The sequence below is a fragment of the Neorhizobium sp. DAR64872/K0K18 genome (assembly GCF_050500175.1).
Lineage (GTDB): Bacteria > Pseudomonadota > Alphaproteobacteria > Rhizobiales > Rhizobiaceae > Neorhizobium > Neorhizobium soli.
The window spans coordinates 944,931-966,590 of sequence record NZ_CP191445.1; the positions used below are offsets into that span (position 1 = coordinate 944,931).

The following is a 21,660-nucleotide window of genomic DNA, read 5'->3' on the forward strand; positions in this document are numbered from 1 at the left end:
TTACTGTTTTCACCAGTACAAACGCAGTGATTGGAGTCCAGATGCTTGCAACACTCGCGATGCTGATCAGCCTGTCTTCGGCTGCAACGCTCGTCGTACAATCGCCTGCCACTGCGGGCGGTCCGTCTGGCGAGGTCGATGTCGAACTCGTCCTCGCCGTCGATACCTCCCGTTCCATGGATTTCGAAGAGGTCGCCATCCAGCGCGAAGGCTATATCGAAGCTCTCCAGCACAGGGAATTTCTCGATGCGGTCAGGTCCGGCATGACCGGCCGCATTGCGATCAGCTATTTCGAATGGGCTGGCGGGGTCGTGCCGGGGTCGGTCATCGACTGGCACGTGATCGAAAATGCGCAGGATGCGCTCGTCTTTACGCAAAAACTGGCAGCGCGTCCGATCGAGACACAAAGGCGGACGTCGATTTCCGCGGCGATCACGCAAGGGGCGACGATGATCGTCTCCAACCCGCTGAGGGGCATGCGCCAGGTCATCGATATCTCGGGCGATGGGCCCAACAATTCCGGCAACCCGGTTGAGCCTGCAAGGAACAAGGCGGTCGAGGCCGGAATCGTCATCAACGGTCTGGCTCTGATGCTGCGACCGTCTGGTGCACCGGGCGGCCTGGACAAGTATTACGCGGATTGCGTGACGGGTGGTCCGGGCTCCTTCGTTCTCCCGGTTCACCGCATCGAGGATTTCGCAGTCGCGGTGCGCCGCAAGCTGGTGATGGAGGTGAGCGGCATCACGCCACCGGAGAAAGTCATGAAGATTGCTTCGGCGCCCAAGAGCGATTGCATGATGGGCGAGAAACAGTGGCAGGACATTTTCGACCGTTAGACTAAGACTAAAGACGGGGTAGTGAGCATCAAAGCCGCGCGGACCAGCTTTTGACGTGGGTCGCAACCGTCTTCAGGTGATCGTCGGCGGAATAGCCTGAAACGGTTTTTCGCGGCTTCAGATCGTGATCGCCATCGGGAAGCCACAGGAGTTCGATCGCGTCCGAAAGATCGTAGCCTTTGACCTCCTCTTCGCTGCCGAGCGGGTCGCGGGTTCCCTGGCAGAGCAGCGTCGGCGTCTTAAGGTCGCTCAGATGTGCGGTGCGGAGCTTGTCCGGTTTGGCCGGCGGGTGGAACGGATAACCCAGGCAGAGGAGACCGCCGATCCTGCCATCGGCAAACTCCTGGTCAGCAACCATGCTGGCGACGCGTCCGCCCATGGATTTTCCGCCGATCACCAAAAGGGATTTCACATCAAGGTCGGTGATTGCCTTTAGGTATTCCTCCTGCAATCGTTCGGCTTTCGGTGGCGGCCGGTTGCTGCCGCTTTCACGCCGCGCCGCCATGTATGCGAACTCGAACCGCGCCACGCGAAACCCTTCGTCAGCGAGAGCCTCAGTGACCGCTTTCATCGCGCTTGAGTCCATCGGGGCGCCTGCGCCATGCGCAAGAAGGATGGTCACCGGCGCGTCTTGTCGTCCATCGATCAGAAATTGTGTCGCCATCGTTAAGAAGCCCTTCCGCAAACTGAGGATAAGTCCTTTTATCGGCAGAGGGATAGCTAGCCAATCGGGGCCATGTTCCTATCTATGCCATTCAGGCGTGTAAGCGAAAGCGACCGGTTTGGGCGGAACTGCCAGTATCGAAAACAGCAAGACGCAAGCCGATGGCGAATTGCGGCGCTTTCTCGTGGGCCTTGGCCGGGGTGCCGCGGGCGCGATGCTGTTCGGCATTCCCATGCTGATGACGATGGAGCTGTGGGAACTGGGTTTCTATATCGAGCAATCCCGGCTCCTGATCCTGCTCCTCGTCAACATCCCGCTCCTGATCGTGCTTGCGCATCTCATCGGGTTTGAGCGGACCTCTACCTTCTGGCAGGCCGTGCGCGACGCGTTGACGGCCTTCGCGCTCGGGATCGTCATGAGTGGTGCGGCACTTGTGATGCTCGGCGTGCTGAAGGCCGATATGCCCATGGCAACCATCATCGGCAAGATCGCCATCCAGGCGGTGCCGGCAAGCATCGGCGCCATGCTCGGGCGCTCCCAGCTGGGTGGAGAGGATAACGCTGACGACGAGGACGACGAGACGTCCCAGTCATCAGATGCCGTTCCCGACAGTCTTTCGACGAACTACGTGCGCGAGCTGTTTCTGATGGCGATCGGTGCGCTGTTTCTCAACCTCAATGTCGCGCCGACGGAAGAAGTCGTCCTGATTTCCTACAAGATGATGAACTGGCACGGGGTGCTGACGATCCTGGTGTCGATCGCCATCATGCACTGTTTCGTCTATGCGGTGTCTTTTCGCGGCGGGCACAGAATGCCGGAAGACAGCTCACGCTGGCCTATCTTCTTCCGCTACACGCTTCCCGGTTATATGGTCGCGATGCTGGTCAGTCTCTATGTGTTGTGGATCTTCGGCCGGCTGGATGGCATGGCCGCAACGCCGGTGCTGATCTCGGTCATCGTCCTCTCATTCCCGGGGGCGATCGGCGCTGCCGCGGCCCGACTGATCCTTTAGCGAGGCCCTGATGAAAGACACGAGCGATATCGGCAAGGTCACCGAAAAGGGTGAGGCACACTGGATCGAGTGGGTCACTGCGATCGTTTCGACGCTGATTGTTGCGGGCGTCCTAGGCTGGGTTGGCTGGCGCGCCGTAATCGAAGAGAAAGTCTCACCCGCGTTCCGTATCGAGATCACCGAACGCATGCCGGTCGAGGGCGGCTACCGCATCCGGTTCGATGTTTCCAACAGCGCTAACCGAACGGCGGCAGCGGTCGTCGTGCGCGGCGAGGTCATGGATGGTGATGCGGCCGTCGAACAGGCGGATGTCACCTTCGATTACGTTCCCGCGCAATCGAAAGCTTCGGGGGCCATCCTTTTCGCCCGTGAGCCGCGTCAGGATCAGATCCGGTTGCGGACGATCAGCTTCACCGATCCCTGAACGGGCGCCGCCAGCCGATCATGGCTTTTCGACGGGCGCCGCCAATGCAATCCACTCACGTTCTGGAATCCGGCGTGACATTTCGTGTAGCGATGACGGGATCGATTCGGAGTCATGTGCGTTTATGTTCGCTGCCTGCGACCGACCAAGAGGTGAGGTCGCGGTAAAAGAAGAATTAAATGGAGTACAGGGATGAATAAGACTTTCGCCGCGGCTGTTGCCGCCCTGCCGATCGTTCTCACCGCAACGACCGCCTTTTCTGCAGACGTGATTTCGCGCAGGGATGCACCATACCAGGAAGCTGACCAGCGCGGCGGCGTCCGTATCGGCTATCTCGACTGCCAGGTCGGCGGTGGCGTCGGTTACGTCATCGGTTCCGCCAAGGAAGCCGAATGCACCTTCTCGTCCACGATGGGCAGCGAGCCGATCGATCAGTACACCGGCGTCATTCGCAAGATGGGTGTCGATCTCGGCTTCACCACGCGCAGCCGCCTGATCTGGGCAGTCTTCGCACCGACAGCTGGCTATCACCACGGTTCGCTCGGCGGCCTCTACCAGGGCGCAACGGCTGAAGCGACTGTCGGTGCCGGCATCGGCGCCAACATTCTCGTCGGCGGCACATCCGGTTCGATCCATCTCCAGACTGTCAGCATCACCGGCCAGCTCGGCCTGAACGTTGCTGCAACAGGTACTTCGGTTACGCTGACCCCAGCCAACTGATCCAACGGTTAGACGTCAAGTAATTTGGAAGGCCGCCGGGTAACTCCGGTGGCCTTTCCATGTCTGGAAGCAACCTCTTGAACCGGTCCGCGCAAAATCATATTTTGACCCTGTCGCTTGGAAACAGCGTGCAGTTTGCGATCAATCAATTCGGCTAGGCGGCCGCGCCCCTACCGCGACAAGATAAGGATCGGCATCGTGGATATAGAAAAAATCTTGGCGTCCGTCGTCGCGGTACGCGCCTCCATTCCCGATAACGCGTTCACGGCCGATGCTCTCGGCGTCCGGCGCGAAGGCAGCGGTGTGGTCATCCGGGAAAACGGTCTTATCCTGACGATCGGCTATCTGATTACCGAGGCCGATGACGTGTGGATCACGAGCCGTGATGGCCGCAAGGTCCCGGGCCATGCACTCGCCTACGATCAGGAAAGCGGCTTCGGTCTCGTGCAGGCCTTGGCGCCCTTGGAACTGCCTGCGCTCGAGATCGGGGATTCCGACAATGCTGCTGTCGGAGATCCGATCGTTTTTGCGGACGGGGAGGGCCAGTATGTGCGCGGCAATATCGTCGCCAAGCAGGAGTTCGCAGGATACTGGGAGTACCTGCTCGACGAGGCGATCTTTATCACGCCGGCGCATCCCTCCTGGGGAGGCGCCGCGATGGTCGATGCCGAAGGCCGGTTGATCGGCGTCGGCTCGCTACGGCTGCAGATGAGCAAGGGCGGAGAGATCGCCGATATCAATATGGTGGTCCCGATCAACCTACTGGCTCCAATCTTGGATGACCTGCTCAACAGCGGCGAATTGAAGCGCCAGCCGCGCCCTTGGCTCGGCGCGTTCTCGGCAGAAACGAATGGCGACGTCGTTGTCATGAGCGTCACCGAAAATGGTCCGGCCGCAAAGGCAGGTCTCAAGCGTGGCGACGTCATCTCGGAAATCCGCGACGGCGAGGTCGACGGGTTGGCTGACTTCTACCGCAAGGTTTGGGAAAGCGGACCGCCCGGTGCCGAAATTCCCATGCGTGTTCTCCGTGACGGCCGTGAAGCCTGGCTTCGCGTGAAATCGGCGGACCGCAACGACTTCCTTCTGAAACCGCAACTGCAGTGAACGACAGCCGGATTACCGGATCAGGATCGCCCTGAAATCGTTGACATTCGTGCCCGTCGGGCCGGTGACGAACAGGTCACCGGTCGCTTCGAAGCCGGTATAGCTGTCGTTGCGTGACAGAAGCGCGCGTCCATCCTGTCCGGCCGCGATCAGTCGCCTTGTCGTGCTGCCGTCGCAAAAGGAGCCGGCGTTGTTTTCGGAGCCGTCGATCCCATCCGTATCGGCTGTCAGCGCAGTGATCTCGAGGCCGTCGATAGCGAGCGCAAGGGCCAGTGCGAATTCGCCGTTGCGTCCGCCACGTCCGCCGTCGGAGCGCAGCGTCACAGTCGTTTCGCCACCTGAGAGAAGCACGGCAGGCTTGGCGAACGGCCGGTCGTGCTTTGCAATTTCCCGCGCAATCGCTGCATGAACGAGCGCCACATCGCGCGCTTCACCTTCGATGGAATCCGACAGGATATGCGGCGTCAGGCCGTGTGCCAGCGCTATCTCGGCGGCGGCCTGCAGCGAAACGCCGGCCGAGGCGATGACGTGATGCTCGTTCCGGGCGAAAACCGGGTCTGAAGGATCCGGAGCATCGGCCGCGGGCGACGTCAGATGCGCCATCATGGCCCGCGTGAGATTGAGTCCGTAGTTTTCGACGATGGCCAAGGCATCGTGCCGCGTGCTTTCGTCGGGGATTGTCGGGCCGGACGCGACAAAGGCCGGATTGTCGCCGGGGATGTCGGAGACGATCAGGCTGACGACCCTGGCCTGGGTTGCTGCCGCAAGACGGCCACCCTTGATCGTCGACAGATGCTTGCGGACAACGTTCATCGCTGAAATCGGCGCGCCCGATGCCAGCAGGGTCTCGTTGAGCGCGATCTCGTCATTGAGCGTCAGTCCCTCCGGTGGCGCCGGCAGAAGGGCAGACCCGCCGCCGCAGACCAGTGCAATCACCAGATCCCGTTCCGTCAGATTAGAGACCGTTTCCATGATCTTCACCGCAGCGGCGAGACCGGCCGCATCGGGCACAGGGTGAGACGCCTCCAGAACCTCAATCAACCGTGTTTCGCACCCGTAGCCGTAACGGGTGACGACGACGCCTGAGAGCTCCCCGAGCCATATCGTTTCCAGCGCTGCTGCCATCTGGGCTGCACCCTTGCCGGCGCCAACGACTACGGTACGGCCGTTCTGTGGCGGCTCAGGCAGGTGCCGGCTGATGCCGGTTAGAGGATCGGCTGCCTTTACCGCTGCGCGGAACATCGCCTCCAACAATTCCCGATCCTGCATTCTACGCTCCCTCATGCCTTTATTCGTCCGTTCGATCACGGTGACCTGCGGTCGTCAATCGCGTTTGCCCGCCGCCCCTGCAATGTCGCGCGCCGCCTGGCGGATCGTCTGCATCAGAATATCGAGCGGCGCAGGGACGCCGGCCTCGGCCTTGAGGGTCAGCCCCACCGGACCCTTCGTCTCCGCCGTGTCGATGGGCAGCGTTGCCAGCAGGCCGTGGGCGATATCGGCCGCCACAACGCCGTGGGAGATGATCCAGATAGCGTCGCTGGTCTGGACGAAGGCGCGACCGAACGTATCGGAAACCGTCTCGATCTGGACCGGGAGATCGGTAATGCCGTGGGTGATCAGAAACTGCTCGACGACCGGCCGAATGATCGATCCGCGCGTCGGCATCAGGATCGGGAAATTGCCAAGCGTCTCAAAGAGCGACTGTTTCGCCTCGAGCAGAGGATGCCCGGTGCGGACCGCAAACACGACCTGTTCCGAATAGAGATGCTCGAAGCTCAACCCCGCCATTTTCTCGGGCGCCGCAAGCCGTCCCACCACCAGATCGAGATCGCCGAGGCGTAGCTGTTCCATCAGGACGGCATTCTCGCCCGTCACGATCTTGACCTGGCCGCCTGCATTCTCGGCAAGAAAAAGCGTCATTGCCCGCGGCATGATGTTGCTGGCGACCGTCGGAAGTGCGCCGATCCGCAGCGGCATCGTGTCGCCGAAACGGGTGGTGGAGACGGCATCCATTCCCCTCTTCAAGGAGGCGAGCGTGGTCCCGGCGTGGCGCAGAAACACTTCCCCTGACCGCGTCAGGCGCAGGCCGCGGCCTTCGCGCTCGAACACCGTCACGCCAAGCGCCTCCTCCATCTCGCGAATGGTCTTTGTCACCGCCGGCTGGCTGACATTCAGCATCTTTGCGGCCTGCACGACACTCTTCTGCCGGGCTACCTCGACAAAGGTCTGCAGGTGGCGGAACTTGATCTTGAGATTGTCCAAATCCATAACCTAACGGTTAAGCAATGGCCGAAAATTATCATTTTACTTAACCGCATGCCAGTGCGAACACTGTGCCCGGGAGGATTTGGTTCATGCAGTTTGTCGATCTCGACGGCGTCACAGTTCACTATGACATCGACTGGGCAGGAGATAGCCGGCCGGTCGTTGTGCTCGTCAACTCGCTCGGCACGGATAGCCGCATCTGGCATCACGTCATCCCTAAGCTGGCGGGTGACTATACAGTCCTCACCTACGACAAGCGTGGTCACGGGTTGTCGGATCTCGGAAACCCTCCCTATTCCATCGAGGACCTTTCCGGTGAGCTTGCAGCCCTGCTCGATCATCTCGGCCTGTCCGATGTCATCGTCTGCGGCCTTTCCGTGGGTGGATTGATTGCCCAGAGCCTCTACGTGTCGCGGCCGGATCTCGTTCGCGCGCTGATCCTTTCCAACACGGCGCACAAGATCGGGACACCGCAGATGTGGGCTGACCGTATCGGCGCCGTCGAGCAAAACGGGATCGGCAGCATTCTCGAACCTGTCATGCAGCGATGGTTCACCGCAGCATTCCGCGAGCCCGGAAATGCCGCCTACAAGGCCTATTGCAACATGCTGGTGCGCCAACCCGCCCTCGGCTACAGCGGCACATGTGCTGCGATCAGCAAGGCGGATTACACGGAGCAGGCAGCCCGGATCGCGGTGCCGACGCTTTGCATCGCAGGCGATCAAGATGGATCGACCCCGCCCGAACTGGTGCGGTCGCTTGCGGATCTCATTCCCGGTGCACGCTATGAAGTCATCGAAGGCACGGCGCATATACCCTGCATCGAAGCGCCTGGCGCCTACGCGGCATTGGTCCGCGGCTTTCTCGAAGAACTGGAGTCCTGAACGACATGGCAGAAGCTTCCATCCCGTCGGAACGCTACAAGCAGGGACTGGCGACGCGCCGCTCGGTTCTCGGCGAGGCGCATGTGGACCGTGCTCTTGCCAACGAGACGCCGTTCGACCAGCCGTTCCAGCAGTTGATCACCGAAGGCGCCTGGGGCTCGGTCTGGTCGCGGGACCAATGGTCGAAGCGGGAACGGTCGATGGTGACGATCGCGCTTCTGGCCGCACTCGGCCATGATGAAGAGGTGGCGATGCATATCCGCGCCACGGCCAATACGGGAGCGACGCGCGACGATATCTGCGAGGCGCTGATGCATGTGGCGATCTACGCCGGCGTGCCCGCCGCCAACCACGCTTTCAAGATCGCCAAGGCCACCTATGCCGAAATCGATGCGGCTAAGCCTGCTGCGGAGGAGCAGAAATGAGCAACGCACCACCAGAAACGACACCCTTCTTTGCCCGAGACCGGGAGAGGCACCCTCCGGCATACACGCCCGGCTACAAGACCTCGGTCTTGCGCTCGCCGCAGCGGGCGCTGATCTCGCTCGAAGGCACGCGCAGCGAAATCACCGGGCCGGTGTTCGGTCACAACATTCTCGGCGAATTCGATAACGACCTGATCGTCAACTACGCCAAGCCCGGTGAATCCGCGATCGGCGAGCGCATCATGGTCTATGGCCGTGTGCTCGATGAACGGGGCAAGGGCGTTGCGGGGGCTCTCGTCGAATTCTGGCAGGCCAATGCCGGCGGACGCTATCGCCACAAGAAGGAAAGCTATCTTGCACCGCTCGATCCCAATTTCGGCGGTTTCGGCCGGGCGATCGCGGATGCAGAGGGCTATTACTGTTTCCGGACGATAAAGCCCGGTCCTTACCCCTGGCCGAACGGCGTCAACGACTGGCGTCCGGCGCACATCCATTTCTCGGTATTCGGGCACGGTTTTGCCCAGCGCCTGATCACCCAGATGTATTTCGAGGGCGATCCGATGATCTGGCTCTGCCCGATCGTCAAGACGATCCCGGACCGGCACGCGATCGAAAGCCTGATCGCACCGCTCGACATGAATGCCTCGATCCCGCACGATCTGCGGGCCTACAAGTTTGATATCATCCTGCGCGGGCGCCGCTCGACCCTTTTCGAAAATCGTCTGGAAGGCAATTGATCATGGCGCAGCCGCTGAACTACCTCAAAGAAACGCCATCCCAGACCGCCGGGCCTTACGTGCATATCGGTTGCACGCCGAATTTCGCAGGCCTTGAAGGCATCTACGACCAAGATCTTGGGTCCGGGCCGATGGCCAGCGACAAGACCAAGGGCGAACGGATCACCATCAGGGGTTTTGTCTATGACGGTGCCGGCGCACCGCTGAAGGATGCGCTGATCGAGATCTGGCAGGCCGACGCGGACGGGATCTACAACAGCCCGTCGGAAACGCGCGGTGCAGCCGATCCCAATTTCCTGGGGTGGGGCCGTTGTCCCGGCGATATGGCAACCGGCGAGTTCGCGTTCGAAACGATCAAGCCCGGGCGGGTGCCGTTCCGGGACGGCCGGCTGATGGCGCCTCATGTCACGTTCTGGATCGTGGCGCGTGGCATCAATCTTGGCCTGCAGACGCGGATGTATTTCTCCGACGAGGAAACCGCCAATACGGAGGATCCGGTCCTTGCCCGCATCGAGCATCGCGTGCGGGTGCCGACCCTGATCGGGCAGCGGGACGGGGATACGGTTCGCTTCGACATCCATCTCCAGGGTGACAAGGAAACGATATTCTTCGATATCTGACGGCCACTCTAAGAGAGACCAGCAAGGTGACAATTCCGGCATGACCGTTTCCGCATTCGAACATCCCTTCCTGTCCGGTCTGCTCGGCGATGAGGAGGTGTCTCGGCTCCTTGCTCCAGAGGCCGAGATCGCGGCGATGCTGGCGTTCGAAGCGGCTCTCGCCACCGCCCAGGCAAAAAGCGGTCTTATACCGGATGCATCCGCGCAGGCGATCGCTGCGGCATGCGCGTCGTTTTCGCCCGACATGGCCAAGTTGAAGCAGGCGACCGGCCGCGACGGTGTCGTCGTGCCGGAGTTGGTCCGACAGCTGCGTAGTGTGATCGGGGATGAGGCGGCCCCGCATGTCCATTTCGGCGCGACGAGCCAGGATGTGATCGACACCGCACTGATGCTGCGCCTGAAATCGGTCGCCACACTTCTGTTAGGGCGACTGCAGGATCTGGCCGAGCGGTTCAGTGAACTGGACCGGGCGAACGGTTCCCGCGCGATGATGGGGCATACGCGCATGCAGGCGGCTTTGCCGATCAAGGTATCGGACCGCGTGGATGCCTGGCGCCATCCGCTTATCCGGCAGAAACATCTGCTTGCCGCCTTTGCCGAAGATGGCTTTGCGCTGCAGTTTGGCGGTGCCGTCGGCACGCTGGAAAAACTGGGTGATCACGCGGCTCAAGTGCGCGCCATGATGGCCGCCGAGCTTGGTCTTGCCGATGCTCCGCAATGGCAGAGCCAGCGGAGCAGGCTTGCCGAGTTCGCCGGCATCCTTGCCACGATCTCCGGAAGCCTCGGCAAATTTGGACAGGATATCGCTCTTCTCGCGCAAATGGGTGGCGAGATAACCTTGTCGGGCGGTGGTGCCTCATCGGCCATGGCGCACAAGCAGAACCCGGTGGCGGCCGAAGCGCTTGTCGCTCTTTCGCGTTACACCGCGGTCCAGCTTTCCGGCATGCAACTCGCCATGGTCCACGAGCAGGAACGCTCGGGCGCTGCCTGGACGCTGGAATGGCTGGTCCTGCCGCATATCGTGATGGCGGCGGGTGCGGGCCTGCGGCTGGCCGGCGAGCTCGCTTTCAACATCACCGCGCTCGGCCGCGATGCCCCGCGCGATATTTGACGGATAGCAATCGGCTGACACGCCGATTTCGGTTTTACATTGCAGCACCGCATGCAATCTTCTCGCAACGTTACATCGGGAGGCGATGCGACACATGGCACGGGAGAGCCTAATGAAGACGCTGATTTCAACTGTTTTCGCACTGACCTTGATGTCGGGAGCCAGCTATGCCGAGACCATCAAGGTCGGCGTCGTCGGTCCCTTCTCGGGCCCATTCGCGCTGCAGGGAAAAAACTTCAAAGCCGGTATCGATGCCTTCTTTGCCCTGAACGGCAAGAAGGTTGGCGATAACGAGATCGAGGTGGTCTATCGCGACGTGCCGACCGCCGATCCCGCCAAGTCCAAAGCGATGTCGCAGGAGCTGATCGTTCGCGAGAAGGTCCAGTATCTCGCCGGATATTATTTCACGCCAGACGCGATGGCGGCGGCCCCCATGCTGCAGCAGGGCAATGTGCCGATGGTTGTCATGAACGCCGCCACGTCCGCAATCGTGAACGCGAGCCCTTATGTGGTGCGCACCTCGTTTACCACCTGGCAGACGGCCACGCCGCTCGCCAAGGTCGCCAAGGACGGCGGCGTCACCAAGACGATCACGCTGGTCAGCGATTACGGCCCAGGCGCCGATGCCGAGACGGCTTTCAAAACAGCGTTCGAGAAAGAGGGCGGGCAGGTTGTCGAATCCATCCGGATGCCGCTTTCGACAACGGATTTCGCACCCCTGATGCAGCGGATCAAGGATTCCGGCGCGCAGGCGCTGTTCACCTTCCTGCCATCCGGCCCGCCGACGCTTGCCTTCGTGAAGGCCTATAACGACACCGGCCTCAAGGCAGCAGGCATCAAGTTCTTCGCGACGGGCGATCTGACGCAGGAATCCGATCTTCCCGCCCTCGGTGAAGCCGGCCTCGGCCTTACCACCAGTTTCCACTATGCGGTGTCGCATGACTCTGCGGAAAACAAGGCTTTCGTCGAAGCGGCGCAGAAGGCGATCGGCAACCCCGCCGAACTTTCCTTCCCGGCCGTCGGCGCATTCGATGGCATGCATGTCATCGCAAAAATGATCGAGGCAACCGGCGGCAAGCAGGATGCGGCCAAGGCCGTCGAGGCCGTCAAAGGTCTGGCATGGACCAGTCCGCGTGGCCCTGTGACGATCGATCCCGCCAGCCGGCACATCACCCAGAACATCTATCTGCGCAGCGTCGAGAAAGGCGCGGACGGCAAATACTTCAACAAGGAAATCCAGACCTTCGAGAAACAGGGCGATCCGGGTCTCGCCTTCGCCAAGAAGTAGGCGTTCCTGCTGAGAGCTGCTCCGGCCTGTCAATGGGTTTGTAGGACCGACCCAATTGTCAAAACGGCCCTGCTGAGCCCGTGTTCAGCAGGGTTGGAAAGCCTTCGAGTTATGATCCCCGGCTCGCCGACACGTTCGCAGCATCCGTTAGTTTGCAAAGCGCTATTACCCTTCTTGCTCATGTCGAGCACATCGTACGCGTCCTCAGTCGGGCTACGCGTCGGAGAACCCAAACGGAGCCTCCGTCCTCCGATAGTTGTCCGGAAGTACCTGCCGTCCAATCGGCGGTTCGGCACGAGAAGTGCATTCTGTGCGCTGACAGAGCTGGCACGCAATGCCGATAGGCGTCGGCTTATGTGTCTGAGGGTGCTCTGAGGCGTAGACAAGCCGGTCTGCATATCGAGCCTCACAGACGATCGCGATCGCGCGGTCGACGCTCGGAAGGCCGTGGCTGCCACCGCCCGAGTGCACGGTTCGAGCTATCGAGAAGAACCTTTGGCCATCAGGCAGCTCCATCCATTGTGTCACGACCCGCCTTGGAGAGGTAAACACCTGATGGACCGTCCACAACGGACAGCCGCCGCCGTGTCGTGCAAAGGGAAAGGCGCCGCTGTTCAGTCTCTTGGAGACGTTTCCGGCAACGTCGACCTTTATGAAGAAGAAGGGAACTCTCTCGTGTCCGGGCTTCTGGAGCGTCGTGAGCCGGTGCGCAGTCTGCTCGAAGCTCGTCCCGAAGAAACGAGCTAATGAGTCTAGATCGTATCGGCGAGCCTCCACAGCTTTGGCAAAGGCAGCATACGGCATCAGGATTGCCCCCGCGCAATAGGCAGCGATAGCTCGATGAGCAAGCCGCTCCGAATTCTGCGATTCGAAATTCCCTTCGGCAACGGTGCTTGCAATCTCGTTCTCAAACTCGAGGTAGGCGAGCTGCTGCGCCATCTGGAAATTCTGGCTTGAATGATCCAGAGCGTCGTTGAGCAGCAGTTCCTTGCGATGCCAGTCAAGTCGCCGGAGGGATCCTGACATCACCTCTGCGGGAAGCCTTCGGACTTTAAACCCGTGCTCGTTCTGGAGGAAGGCTGGCAAACCGCCGCCCTGGCTTACCCGGCCCGCCAGCTTTTCCGACAGCGTGTCCAAAACCGGGAAGTAGTTCTTTCGGGCGGCTAGAAAGCTTCTGACGGCGGCGATGGAATCCCCTTCAAACGGGCGTCCATCGTTTGTCGTGTGTTGGCGCCGGTCGGCTAAAGCGAACTGCTCCTCTTTGTATGCCGTGTAAAGTCGCAGCAGCGCTTCAGCAAACCCGGGAAAGCTGTGTGCGATATCCGCGATATCGACCGCATTCAAATCGATGTCAGTGAAGATCGCGTCTCGTGCTGCAAGCCGTAACTGCGCGACAAGATCCTGGCCTGCGTCAGCGGTAAATTCGCTAAAATCGATCTTATATGCCTTGGCCAGTCGCAGCAGTATTTCAGCTGTCACCGGGCGCTGATTGCGTTCCATCAGCGCGACATAGGATGGCGAGATGTCGAGGTCGCTCGCCATCTCTACCTGCTTCAGGCCCAAGTCCCGGCGAAGTCTTCGCAAGCGCGGCCCAAGGTAAACACGATTATCCATACAAGCATTACAGCATTACGAAGAACTTCTGTAAAGTTTGACAGCTTGACTTCAGCGTGGCTCGCCATGGCCTTACCGGCTGTTATCCTCCCATGGACAGAAACATTGGAGGGTCTCATGTCGTATCAAAAGCTACTCGAAGAAGCCGAGCACCTGATTGGTGGGAATGAATGCTGGACTGGAATGACACCCGAGGCCGTTGCGAGGATGAGGCTTCAGAACCGGTTCAAGACCGGCCTCGACATCGCCAAATACACCGCCAAGGTCATGCGGCGAGACATGGACGCGTATGATAACGACCCGTCCAAGTACACGCAGTCGCTCGGGTGCTGGCATGGGTTCATCGGTCAGCAGAAGATCATATCGATCAAAAAGCATTTTAAAAGCACGGAGCGGCGCTACCTTTACCTCTCCGGCTGGATGGTCGCCGCGTTACGCTCGGAGTTCGGGCCGCTGCCAGACCAGTCGATGCACGAGAAGACGACTGTACCGGCATTGATCAACGAGCTTTACACGTTCCTGCGGCAAGCCGATGCTCGTGAACTGGGCGACATATTCCGGCAAATCGACAAAGCCCGGGAGGCAGGCGATGCTGTCAAGGAACGGCAGCTCACCTCCGCGATCGATGATTTCCAAACGCACGTCGTCCCGGTCATAGCCGATATTGATGCCGGGTTCGGCAATGCCGAAGCGACCTACCTGCTCGCCAAGAAAATGATCGAGGCAGGGGCCTGCGCTCTTCAGATCGAAAACCAGGTCTCCGACGAGAAGCAGTGTGGTCATCAGGATGGTAAAGTTACCGTCCCTCATGAAGACTTTGTCGCGAAGATCCGTGCGTTGCGCTACGCCTTTCTCGAGATGGGAGTGGACGACGGCGTCATCGTGGCTCGCACGGATTCTTTGGGCGCCGGGCTGACCAAACAGATCGCCTTTTCGGTCTCCGAAGGCGATATCGGCGACCAGTACAATTCGTTTCTGGATTGCGAGGAGGTCGCCGCGGGCCAGCGATCGAACGGTGACGTCCTGCTGACCCGTGGCGAGAAGGTTCTTCGTCCGAAGCGCCTCCGCTCGAACCTCTACCAGTTCCGACCCGGCACGGGTGCCGATCGTTGCGTGCTCGATTGCATCAATGCGCTCCAGAACGGCGCGGACCTTCTCTGGATCGAGACCGAGAAACCGCACATCGAGCAGATCGCCGGGATGGTCGACCGCATCCGCGATGTCGTTCCGAACGCGAAGCTCGTCTATAACAACTCGCCTTCCTTCAACTGGACGCTGAACTTTCGGCAGCAGGTCTTTGACGCGTGGGTCGAGCAGGGTAGGGACGTTTCGGAGTATGACCGTGCGAAGCTCATGAGCGTCGACTACGACGGTACGGAACTCGGCAAAGAAGCTGATGAGCGGATCCGGACATTTCAGCGTGACGCAGCAAAGCGAGCAGGCATCTTCCATCATCTGATCACCCTGCCGACCTACCACACGGCGGCGCTTTCGACCGACAATCTTGCGAAGGATTACTTCGGCGATCAGGGAATGCTTGGCTACGTCGCCGGCGTTCAGCGCCAGGAGATTCGCCAGGGGATCGCAGCGGTGAAGCACCAGAATATGGCCGGTTCGGATCTGGGCGACGATCACAAGGAATACTTCGGTGGCGATGCGGCGCTGAAGGCGGCTGGAGAGCACAACACGATGAACCAGTTTGCAGCTTGAGCTGCAGGATCATACGCCTCGAAGGAGCGATGCTCCTTCGAGGTACACTTTCAACGGAGGAGCTGAAATGTCGACAAATACTGAGACCAAGACGTCACAACCCGAACGATCGAGAGCCGTCTTCTCAAACCAGGACTTCGAACTGATCCGGGTCGCGATCAGTCACTATCTGCAGGAAATCAAGGAGCAGCCGGAAGCGGTAAAATACTCGAACCTGTACCACCGGCTCGGTCGCGTTGTTTGAACCCGCAAAGCAGCACCGGTGATAGAGACCATCGGTGCTGCACTCGATGCTGGTGCTTGGGGCCGATTGCTGTGGAGTGTTAGCGTCGCGGAAGATCGATCCTGGGCCTCCTAGAACCCCCTTGTTTCCCGGGCCTTTCGTGACGCCCCGTCGATTGGTTAGTCATTTTCGTCGCGACTTCGCGTATCCCAGCCAACCGAAAATTGGGCACAAAAAAGCCCGCAAATGCGGGCTTTTATTAAATCGGTTTGATATTCCTCTCATTTGACCACTGAACCAGCTTTCCGGGAACCAGTCCGGCGCACAAGCTTCAGATGATCAACATCAGCTCGTCGATAGAAGCGCGTAGTTTGCGAGTTGCCGGAACCACAGCTTTCGCCTCCAATCACCGGAAGGATACCAAGAGCAGCAAGTTGTTCCGACGCTGCCTTTGGATGGGTGCCATGTGCTTTCGCGATCTGAGAAATTGCAATGTAGGTTTTGCAAAACTGATCAAGCGAGCGCGAATAGACTAACATATGACGGTGCATGAAGCCGCTTTTACGTCCCTCGACCGCATCAAGATGGCCTGTCTCTGTCAGCATTCGGATTGTCGACGTCCTGCAGGCGAGTTGCCTTTCCGCCTTCGCAAAACTAATGAATGGAGGGTCGGTTTCGCGATCAGCGGAGTCGCGGACCGCTCGCAAAACGCGCTTCACTTCCTTTCTAGAGAAGTAGAGGTTGGTGAGACGGTGCTCGTGATCTTCCACGGTCAGGATGTCACGAAGCCTTCCTTCGAAGACCAGTGACAGAAATTGATCGACGGGTTTCGCGTAGTTCCGGCAGATTGCCTTCAGCGGGGCGTATTCGCCGGGAATTTCGGCGGTCACGATAGCCTTCGCAAACATGGCTCTCTGAAATTCCAGCAAGTCCTCTGGTCGGATGCGTGTATATACCCTGCCTTCCGTCGTTACCTCGACCCGTTGCAAAAGGCCGCTGGCAAGAACGTTGCGCATCACACGGTCACCGAAACCCAAGGACTCCCGTGCTTCCGTCGTGCTCAAAGTCACGCTTGCGGGCTTCAGTATGTTGCGGAGGCTATCGTTGTTGGGAATGTAAATACGCGAAGGAGGCCCACTGGCGTCCTGAATGAAGCCGCTATCGAGAAGCAGTTTCTTTATGCGTTCTGTCGTCACCCCGTATTCAGCACTCGCACTGATAAGGTTATGCATGTAGCGGTGACGCACAGGAGTAAAGCACATTTCTCCCACACTGAAGGGCATATTACGTTCAGCGATATCTTGGAACAACGTAACCACAGCCTTGAAGGCTACGACATCACTGTTGCGACGCAGCCAAGACCCGAAATTGCCGAAAATGAACATGTCTTGGACAGGCCGCACGTAGGCGATAATCGCCTTGACCACTGAACGAATGACTTCTGGACCGGCAGCGATCACATTGAAGCCGAGCGTCCGCGCATCGCAGCCATCTAAGTCGAGGTCAGTTTCCCCTAACGCTTCACGATATCCTTGCAGGAAGGCACCAAAGCGTTCGGCCAGCTCTGTAACAATGTACACCTCCAACATGTTGAGGTGCTGGTGCGTAAGTCTACCAAGGATTCGATCCTGCACAAATGTGTCGACCGTGACATTGGCTGGAACATGCGGTGATGTGGCCGCCGACCGGAGCATTTCGAGATACGTTGCGACGGTGTGTGAAAACTCATCGACGCTCTCTATCGGGACTTCAATTTCAAGAATTGGGCGACGATGCTCCACGCAGTTTTGGAATGCCCGCGTCAACCAAGGAGCACGCAAACGGGGGCGAGCGCTAGGCATTTCATTCCCAGTTTCGATATCCTCGATGATGCAATTCGGGCACATTCGGATTCGGTTGGCGCGACGCGATCCCTTTGAGAACCACGCATCCCCCAGCTTCCAGATACCCCCTTTTGAGGCAGTGGGAGTAACATATCGGTTAAGTGCATCAGCGGGAACTCCTGACCATTTGGCCAGGAGTTCAGACTCTTCCACGTCTCCGTTTACAAGGTTCCGCGGGTGTACCCCAGCCGAAGCCAAGAAGCTCTTCATGGACGAATATCCGTTGGCGATCGCAAGGCGCGACGCAACTCCTGTCCAAGGCTCGTCGTCCCTGAACGGCACGGTGATCGGAAGCGTCATGGCCACTCCTCAGACTTCGAGATCGATGAGAGCGTTCTGAGGCTTCAGCTTCTTGTACTTAGCCTCAGGCGCGGTGAAAATGTTATCGTCAGGCTTGCAGCCTGTGCTCATGCGATAGAGATAAGCGAAGTGCTTTACCGTAACCTTCCGACGGTTGTTTTCGATTGCGGTGAAGCAAGCATTCTGGACAGTTTCGATGATGGAGCCCCATCCACCACGTTTTGCCCGGCAAAGACGGTCCGCGAAATCGTCCTTCATCAACGTCTCATCCAGTTCAAGCCCGCACTGTGTTACAATGATTTTCACAAGGGCGCTTTCGATGAATTTTGTGTCAGCAGGGCATTCGAGAGGGCGGAAAGCGACCACATGCGAACGGCGCTCGATCTGACCATCGCCGACGCGGATTTTATCCAGAAGGGGGACGCCAGACAGGATGATATGAAGCGGCCAGCTAGGGATCGATACGAGATTCTTTAGTGTATCCCGCACCCCGTCGATCTGTTTCGGAGTCCCCGAGCGGATTGCGTGCTGGAATTCATCCAGGTGGATGTATTTAACTTTCTGGGCAACGATCTGCTCCTTCACCAATTTGGTCAAAGAACGCTCGTTTCCCTCGGACGGCAAACCCATTGCCTCAAGGACGGTGATCAGAAGGTCCTTGGTGCCAGCCTGCTTGGGCGTCGGGGCGCTGATCATGGGACGAATGACGCGGCCGTGGTTGTCAGTCCAAGGCTGGAACGCCTCCACCTGCTTGAACAGATGCTGCAACGTGTAGGTTTTCCCGCTACCTGAAATGCCAGGAACAAAGAGAAAGCGCTCAGAGGCCGCGTTACCATTGAAAAAGTCGCGTGAGTTCTGAACAAAGCCTGCAAGACGTTTTTCCAGATCCTTCTCGCGAGCGCCCAAAGGTGAATATTCGACCCGGAGAGATGCCTTCAAATGGTCGAGAGGGGTAAGGTCAGAAATAGTAGACATCGTGTGTCCTTTCGAGATCACTGGGGTAGGGGAGACCCACTTACGGCGAGGCGGGACAGTCGGCGCATAGGCGGCGGCCTGGCAAGGCCGCCACCTGAGTGGTGAGCGGTCGCGACAATCAGAGGTCGTCGTCGAATTCGTCATTCACGGAGAGTGGGGCCTGAGGAACCTGCTCGGGCTCATCCTCAAGGGGGAGGTACTGGACCGGTCCAACACTGCCGTCGTGAAGCGGGTCAAAGGGCTTCGTCAGCTCGGAGATCAAAGCAACGGCGGAACCTGACGGCGTGACAGGTGCGTAGCCGTGGAAGATCTGCTTGCGTGCCTGTACCAATTTCGCATCGTCTACGACCATCGGATGGAAGTTTGCACGGAGTGTTGCGGCCTCCCCGTTGCGGCGCAAACGATTGATTGCGTGGAGGCGGTGATTGAGAGACGTATCCTCGTCCTTTGCGTCGCGGACATCGTCGCGTTCGCCCGAGAGAACCCATTCCGCCTCGCAAACTTCGGTGTTGAAGCCCAGAAGGTTATCGACGATGAACCAGCCTTCAGTGCCTTTTACGGCAATGGAATTGATGCGGGCCGGATCGTACTTGAAATCAAATTCCTGCTGACCGTACTGGAGGCGCTCGTTCGTCAGGGTCTCGTTGCCGTATGGGATATCCCATTTGACGATGCCATAGGGGCTAATCTTGGCTTTCGCGGGCAGGCCGAATGCGTGGATCATTTCAAGATCGCTCGGCGGATGGCGGTAGCCGAATTGCTCGCACGCACGTACCCAGGCATTGTGTGGTGTCATTCCGCCCAACGAGGAATGGGGGCGGTTATGGTAGATGTCACAGAGGCCAAAGACCGCGTTCTTAGCGAGTTCTTCGACAAAAAGAGTCGTCAAGGCGGCGGGGTTATAGTTCCCCTTCTCATCAATGTTGCGGAAAGTCTGGCCATCGTAGAAGGAGGTCCAGATTGGACCCAGGGTGCCGAATACGCGCTCGATAGTCGCACGGCCCGGCGCGTTTCCTGCCGACGGCCGTGTAACCGCAATGCCAAGCATCTTAAGCTTGTTGACCAGGGTTTCGGACGCGAAAGCCGTACCGTTATCCATAAACATTTCTTCGGGCAGGACGCATCCAAACCACGGTGTCTTCGCACCAGCAAGCTCAGAGATGAGGGTCTTGTCCGTCAGGATCATGCGGAGCGCGTCGGAAGCCGCTTCGCCGCTCGGGTTCAATGTAACGTGCAAAGCAGGGACGTAGCGAGTGGCGACGTCAATCGCGACAACGAAGTGGACGCGGACCTTTTCGAGTTCGCTGTGGAGTTCTTCCGGGATGTTCTGCAACTGCCCCAAAGTCGCGAAGAATGTCTTAAGGTCGACCTTCCATTCGTCCATTTCGACGCGTGCGCCGGGACGGTCGACGTCGAATCCACGTGTGACGGGGAGGAAGTGCTTCAAGGCGGCATCTTCACCTTCGCGGCTCGCCATGACGTCGAAGGCCGCGAAGCTTTTGATGATCTCCTTGAACTTCGTCCGTCCGACTGGAGGAAGCTCTTCCAGGCCGCGTTCGACCCGCGAAGCGTTCTCAAGCAAGAGGGCGGCCTTATAATCCTCGAAGACTTTCTCCTTGGACGGCTTGCCACGGCTCAGGTAGCGACGTGCTTCCAGGGTCGCGAAGCTCAAGCTCACAGGCGACAAGGCAAAGGTCTTCTTATTGCTCCAGCCATCGTAACGCTGGATCAGGGAAAGCGGGTTGTCGTTGAACTTTTTGTAGGTGCGAAAAAACTTCTTGAACGTCGACATGCTCGGCGCACCGAACCCGTCACCGTTCACATCGCAGCGTACTGATCCTTTGAATTCGCGCTGGACCTTGACCCAGAGGCCGTCGAGAATTTCCTGAGAGGCAGCGGTGAGCGGGATCTTCTCTACAGAGTTCACCTGCTTGGCACGCCACCAGTAAATCACACGCTCGCGCATCAGTGCGAGCGTGCGGCGGCGTTCGTCGAATTCCTCCAGCTTGCGGCCGCGATAAATGATCTCAAGCAGCTTCACTTCCGGCTTGTGATAGCCGTAATGAATCGAAGCCTTTTTCTGACGGAGGAGATTACCGAATTCCTGGTGCGTGAACACCATTTCGTGTGCCGGATCGTCTTCGTGGACAACCTTGATGACGTCTCGGTCGTGCCGAATGGGCGTATAGTGCTCCTTGCCGACGGTGATGCGGTCGACGGGAGACATCACGACGATTGAATGAATTGGGGCGCGAGCAGGGACGGGATAGAAGTGCATAAACGGCTCCTTTTTAGGACGAGTTTGGGGAGCCAGGGCGGAGAGCCCCGGCGAAAAATTAGCTGGACGATGAAATTCTGATGCGCTTAGCGCCGTCGCGGCGGTTACGGTGGCCTGGGTTTCACAGTAATGCCTGCGTCGTTGGCACTGCGTCTTTCGTGTTCAACCATTCACCGTTGCTCCCGAAGCTTCTTCAGCCTGGCCAGAGCTGCCAAATGAAAGAAGGGGCCGTTGTCCGTGGCAATATTGGATGGAGCGGTCGACCCGAACCAGGGCGACCTGAGCAGCTCACCGACCTCTTCGAAGCTGTGCCGTGCCATTGCCACCTCACTTGCGGGGAAAAGCTTGATGATTTTTTTAAATCGCGCCCCTCCAGTCTGACGCAACAACGGCAACCCGGCCTCATGTCGGAGTTCATTTTCGACGGCGAGTTCACGTTTGTATTTGACGTAGATCGACTTCATTGTCGGCCGAACTCTGGACAGGTAACTGCGTGCCTTCAACGTTGCGAAGTCCATTGAGGGGTCACTGAACTTGCCGAGGGGAATGGTGTTCGTGGTAGATTGTGCGTTCGTCATTTTAATCTC

Annotated in this window: 21 protein-coding genes; 13 read left to right on the forward strand and 8 right to left on the reverse strand. The window is 58.9% G+C overall.

Features of this window, described 5'->3' with window-relative positions:
* Positions 1 to 41 precede the first annotated feature (41 nt).
* Positions 42 to 836, forward strand: coding sequence for a DUF1194 domain-containing protein (locus ACQY1P_RS04195; RefSeq protein ID WP_174197384.1), 795 nt, complete (start codon positions 42 to 44; stop codon positions 834 to 836).
* 28 nt (positions 837 to 864) lie between these two features.
* On the opposite strand, the gene ACQY1P_RS04200 is transcribed toward ACQY1P_RS04195, so the two are convergent.
* On the reverse strand, positions 865 to 1,500 hold the full coding sequence (locus tag ACQY1P_RS04200) for an alpha/beta hydrolase family protein (protein WP_430253059.1): 636 nt from the start codon (positions 1,498 to 1,500) through the stop codon (positions 865 to 867).
* A 118-nt stretch (positions 1,501 to 1,618) separates the two neighbouring features.
* Between ACQY1P_RS04200 and ACQY1P_RS04205 the strand changes: the two genes are divergently transcribed.
* From ACQY1P_RS04205 to ACQY1P_RS04220, 4 genes are all read left to right on the forward strand, one after another.
* On the forward strand, positions 1,619 to 2,512 hold the full coding sequence (locus tag ACQY1P_RS04205) for a TIGR02587 family membrane protein (RefSeq protein WP_430253060.1): 894 nt from the start codon (positions 1,619 to 1,621) through the stop codon (positions 2,510 to 2,512).
* Between the two features lie 10 nt (positions 2,513 to 2,522).
* Positions 2,523 to 2,936, forward strand: a complete 414-nt coding sequence (locus ACQY1P_RS04210; RefSeq protein WP_430253061.1) for a TIGR02588 family protein — start codon at positions 2,523 to 2,525, stop codon at positions 2,934 to 2,936.
* Between the two features lie 192 nt (positions 2,937 to 3,128).
* On the forward strand, positions 3,129 to 3,656 hold the full coding sequence (locus ACQY1P_RS04215) for a DUF992 domain-containing protein (RefSeq protein WP_062454438.1): 528 nt from the start codon (positions 3,129 to 3,131) through the stop codon (positions 3,654 to 3,656).
* Between the two features lie 198 nt (positions 3,657 to 3,854).
* Positions 3,855 to 4,760 carry a S1C family serine protease gene (locus ACQY1P_RS04220; protein ID WP_430253062.1) on the forward strand — a complete coding sequence of 302 codons (906 nt, stop codon included), beginning with the start codon at positions 3,855 to 3,857 and terminating at the stop codon, positions 4,758 to 4,760.
* Between the two features lie 12 nt (positions 4,761 to 4,772).
* Here the strand turns inward: ACQY1P_RS04220 and ACQY1P_RS04225 are convergent, their stop codons facing one another.
* Together ACQY1P_RS04225 and pcaQ are read right to left on the reverse strand one after the other, a co-directional pair.
* Positions 4,773 to 6,029, reverse strand: a complete 1,257-nt coding sequence (locus tag ACQY1P_RS04225; protein WP_430253063.1) for a glycerate kinase type-2 family protein — start codon at positions 6,027 to 6,029, stop codon at positions 4,773 to 4,775.
* Between the two features lie 54 nt (positions 6,030 to 6,083).
* Complete coding sequence (gene pcaQ / locus ACQY1P_RS04230) at positions 6,084 to 7,028, reverse strand: pca operon transcription factor PcaQ (protein WP_430253065.1); 945 nt, start codon at positions 7,026 to 7,028, stop codon at positions 6,084 to 6,086.
* Between the two features lie 86 nt (positions 7,029 to 7,114).
* Here pcaQ and pcaD point away from each other — a divergent pair, with 86 nt between their 5' ends.
* The 6 genes from pcaD (at position 7,115) to ACQY1P_RS04260 (ending at position 12,090) form a co-directional block, all read left to right on the forward strand.
* Entirely contained in the window at positions 7,115 to 7,909 is a 795-nt protein-coding gene (gene pcaD, locus ACQY1P_RS04235; protein ID WP_430253067.1) for a 3-oxoadipate enol-lactonase, read from the forward strand.
* Positions 7,910 to 7,914: 5 nt separating this feature from the next.
* The gene (gene pcaC, locus ACQY1P_RS04240) at positions 7,915 to 8,334 is read left to right on the forward strand and encodes a 4-carboxymuconolactone decarboxylase (protein ID WP_062576770.1); all 420 of its coding nucleotides are present in this window, start codon (positions 7,915 to 7,917) and stop codon (positions 8,332 to 8,334) included.
* On the forward strand, positions 8,331 to 9,071 hold the full coding sequence (pcaH, locus tag ACQY1P_RS04245) for a protocatechuate 3,4-dioxygenase subunit beta (protein WP_430253069.1): 741 nt from the start codon (positions 8,331 to 8,333) through the stop codon (positions 9,069 to 9,071). The genes pcaC and pcaH overlap by 4 nt, the downstream gene beginning before the upstream one ends.
* Before the next feature lie 2 nt (positions 9,072 to 9,073).
* Positions 9,074 to 9,691, forward strand: coding sequence for a protocatechuate 3,4-dioxygenase subunit alpha (gene pcaG, locus ACQY1P_RS04250; RefSeq protein WP_325264210.1), 618 nt, complete (start codon positions 9,074 to 9,076; stop codon positions 9,689 to 9,691).
* Between the two features lie 40 nt (positions 9,692 to 9,731).
* A complete protein-coding gene (locus tag ACQY1P_RS04255; RefSeq protein WP_430253070.1) occupies positions 9,732 to 10,802 on the forward strand; it encodes a 3-carboxy-cis,cis-muconate cycloisomerase in 1,071 nt (356 codons plus the stop codon).
* 112 nt (positions 10,803 to 10,914) lie between these two features.
* On the forward strand, positions 10,915 to 12,090 hold the full coding sequence (locus ACQY1P_RS04260; RefSeq protein WP_430253072.1) for an ABC transporter substrate-binding protein: 1,176 nt from the start codon (positions 10,915 to 10,917) through the stop codon (positions 12,088 to 12,090).
* Positions 12,091 to 12,303: 213 nt separating this feature from the next.
* On the opposite strand, the gene ACQY1P_RS04265 is transcribed toward ACQY1P_RS04260, so the two are convergent.
* Entirely contained in the window at positions 12,304 to 13,704 is a 1,401-nt protein-coding gene (locus ACQY1P_RS04265; RefSeq protein ID WP_430253074.1) for a helix-turn-helix domain-containing protein, read from the reverse strand.
* Between the two features lie 117 nt (positions 13,705 to 13,821).
* Here ACQY1P_RS04265 and ACQY1P_RS04270 point away from each other — a divergent pair, with 117 nt between their 5' ends.
* Positions 13,822 to 15,414 (forward strand): isocitrate lyase, encoded by a 1,593-nt coding sequence (locus tag ACQY1P_RS04270; RefSeq protein ID WP_430253076.1) that lies wholly within the window; start codon positions 13,822 to 13,824, stop codon positions 15,412 to 15,414.
* Between the two features lie 67 nt (positions 15,415 to 15,481).
* Complete coding sequence (locus tag ACQY1P_RS04275) at positions 15,482 to 15,658, forward strand: hypothetical protein (RefSeq protein WP_174197375.1); 177 nt, start codon at positions 15,482 to 15,484, stop codon at positions 15,656 to 15,658.
* A 260-nt stretch (positions 15,659 to 15,918) separates the two neighbouring features.
* Here the strand turns inward: ACQY1P_RS04275 and ACQY1P_RS04280 are convergent, their stop codons facing one another.
* The 4 genes from ACQY1P_RS04280 to ACQY1P_RS04295 all read right to left on the reverse strand — a co-directional run bounded on the left by ACQY1P_RS04280 (position 15,919) and on the right by ACQY1P_RS04295 (position 21,651).
* The gene (locus ACQY1P_RS04280) at positions 15,919 to 17,820 is read right to left on the reverse strand and encodes a TniQ family protein (RefSeq protein ID WP_430253078.1); all 1,902 of its coding nucleotides are present in this window, start codon (positions 17,818 to 17,820) and stop codon (positions 15,919 to 15,921) included.
* A gap of 9 nt (positions 17,821 to 17,829) precedes the next feature.
* The gene (locus ACQY1P_RS04285; RefSeq protein WP_430253080.1) at positions 17,830 to 18,795 is read right to left on the reverse strand and encodes an ATP-binding protein; all 966 of its coding nucleotides are present in this window, start codon (positions 18,793 to 18,795) and stop codon (positions 17,830 to 17,832) included.
* A gap of 118 nt (positions 18,796 to 18,913) precedes the next feature.
* Positions 18,914 to 21,073, reverse strand: a complete 2,160-nt coding sequence (locus tag ACQY1P_RS04290; protein ID WP_430253082.1) for a hypothetical protein — start codon at positions 21,071 to 21,073, stop codon at positions 18,914 to 18,916.
* A 170-nt stretch (positions 21,074 to 21,243) separates the two neighbouring features.
* Positions 21,244 to 21,651 carry a hypothetical protein gene (locus ACQY1P_RS04295; protein WP_430253084.1) on the reverse strand — a complete coding sequence of 136 codons (408 nt, stop codon included), beginning with the start codon at positions 21,649 to 21,651 and terminating at the stop codon, positions 21,244 to 21,246.
* Positions 21,652 to 21,660 lie beyond the last annotated feature (9 nt).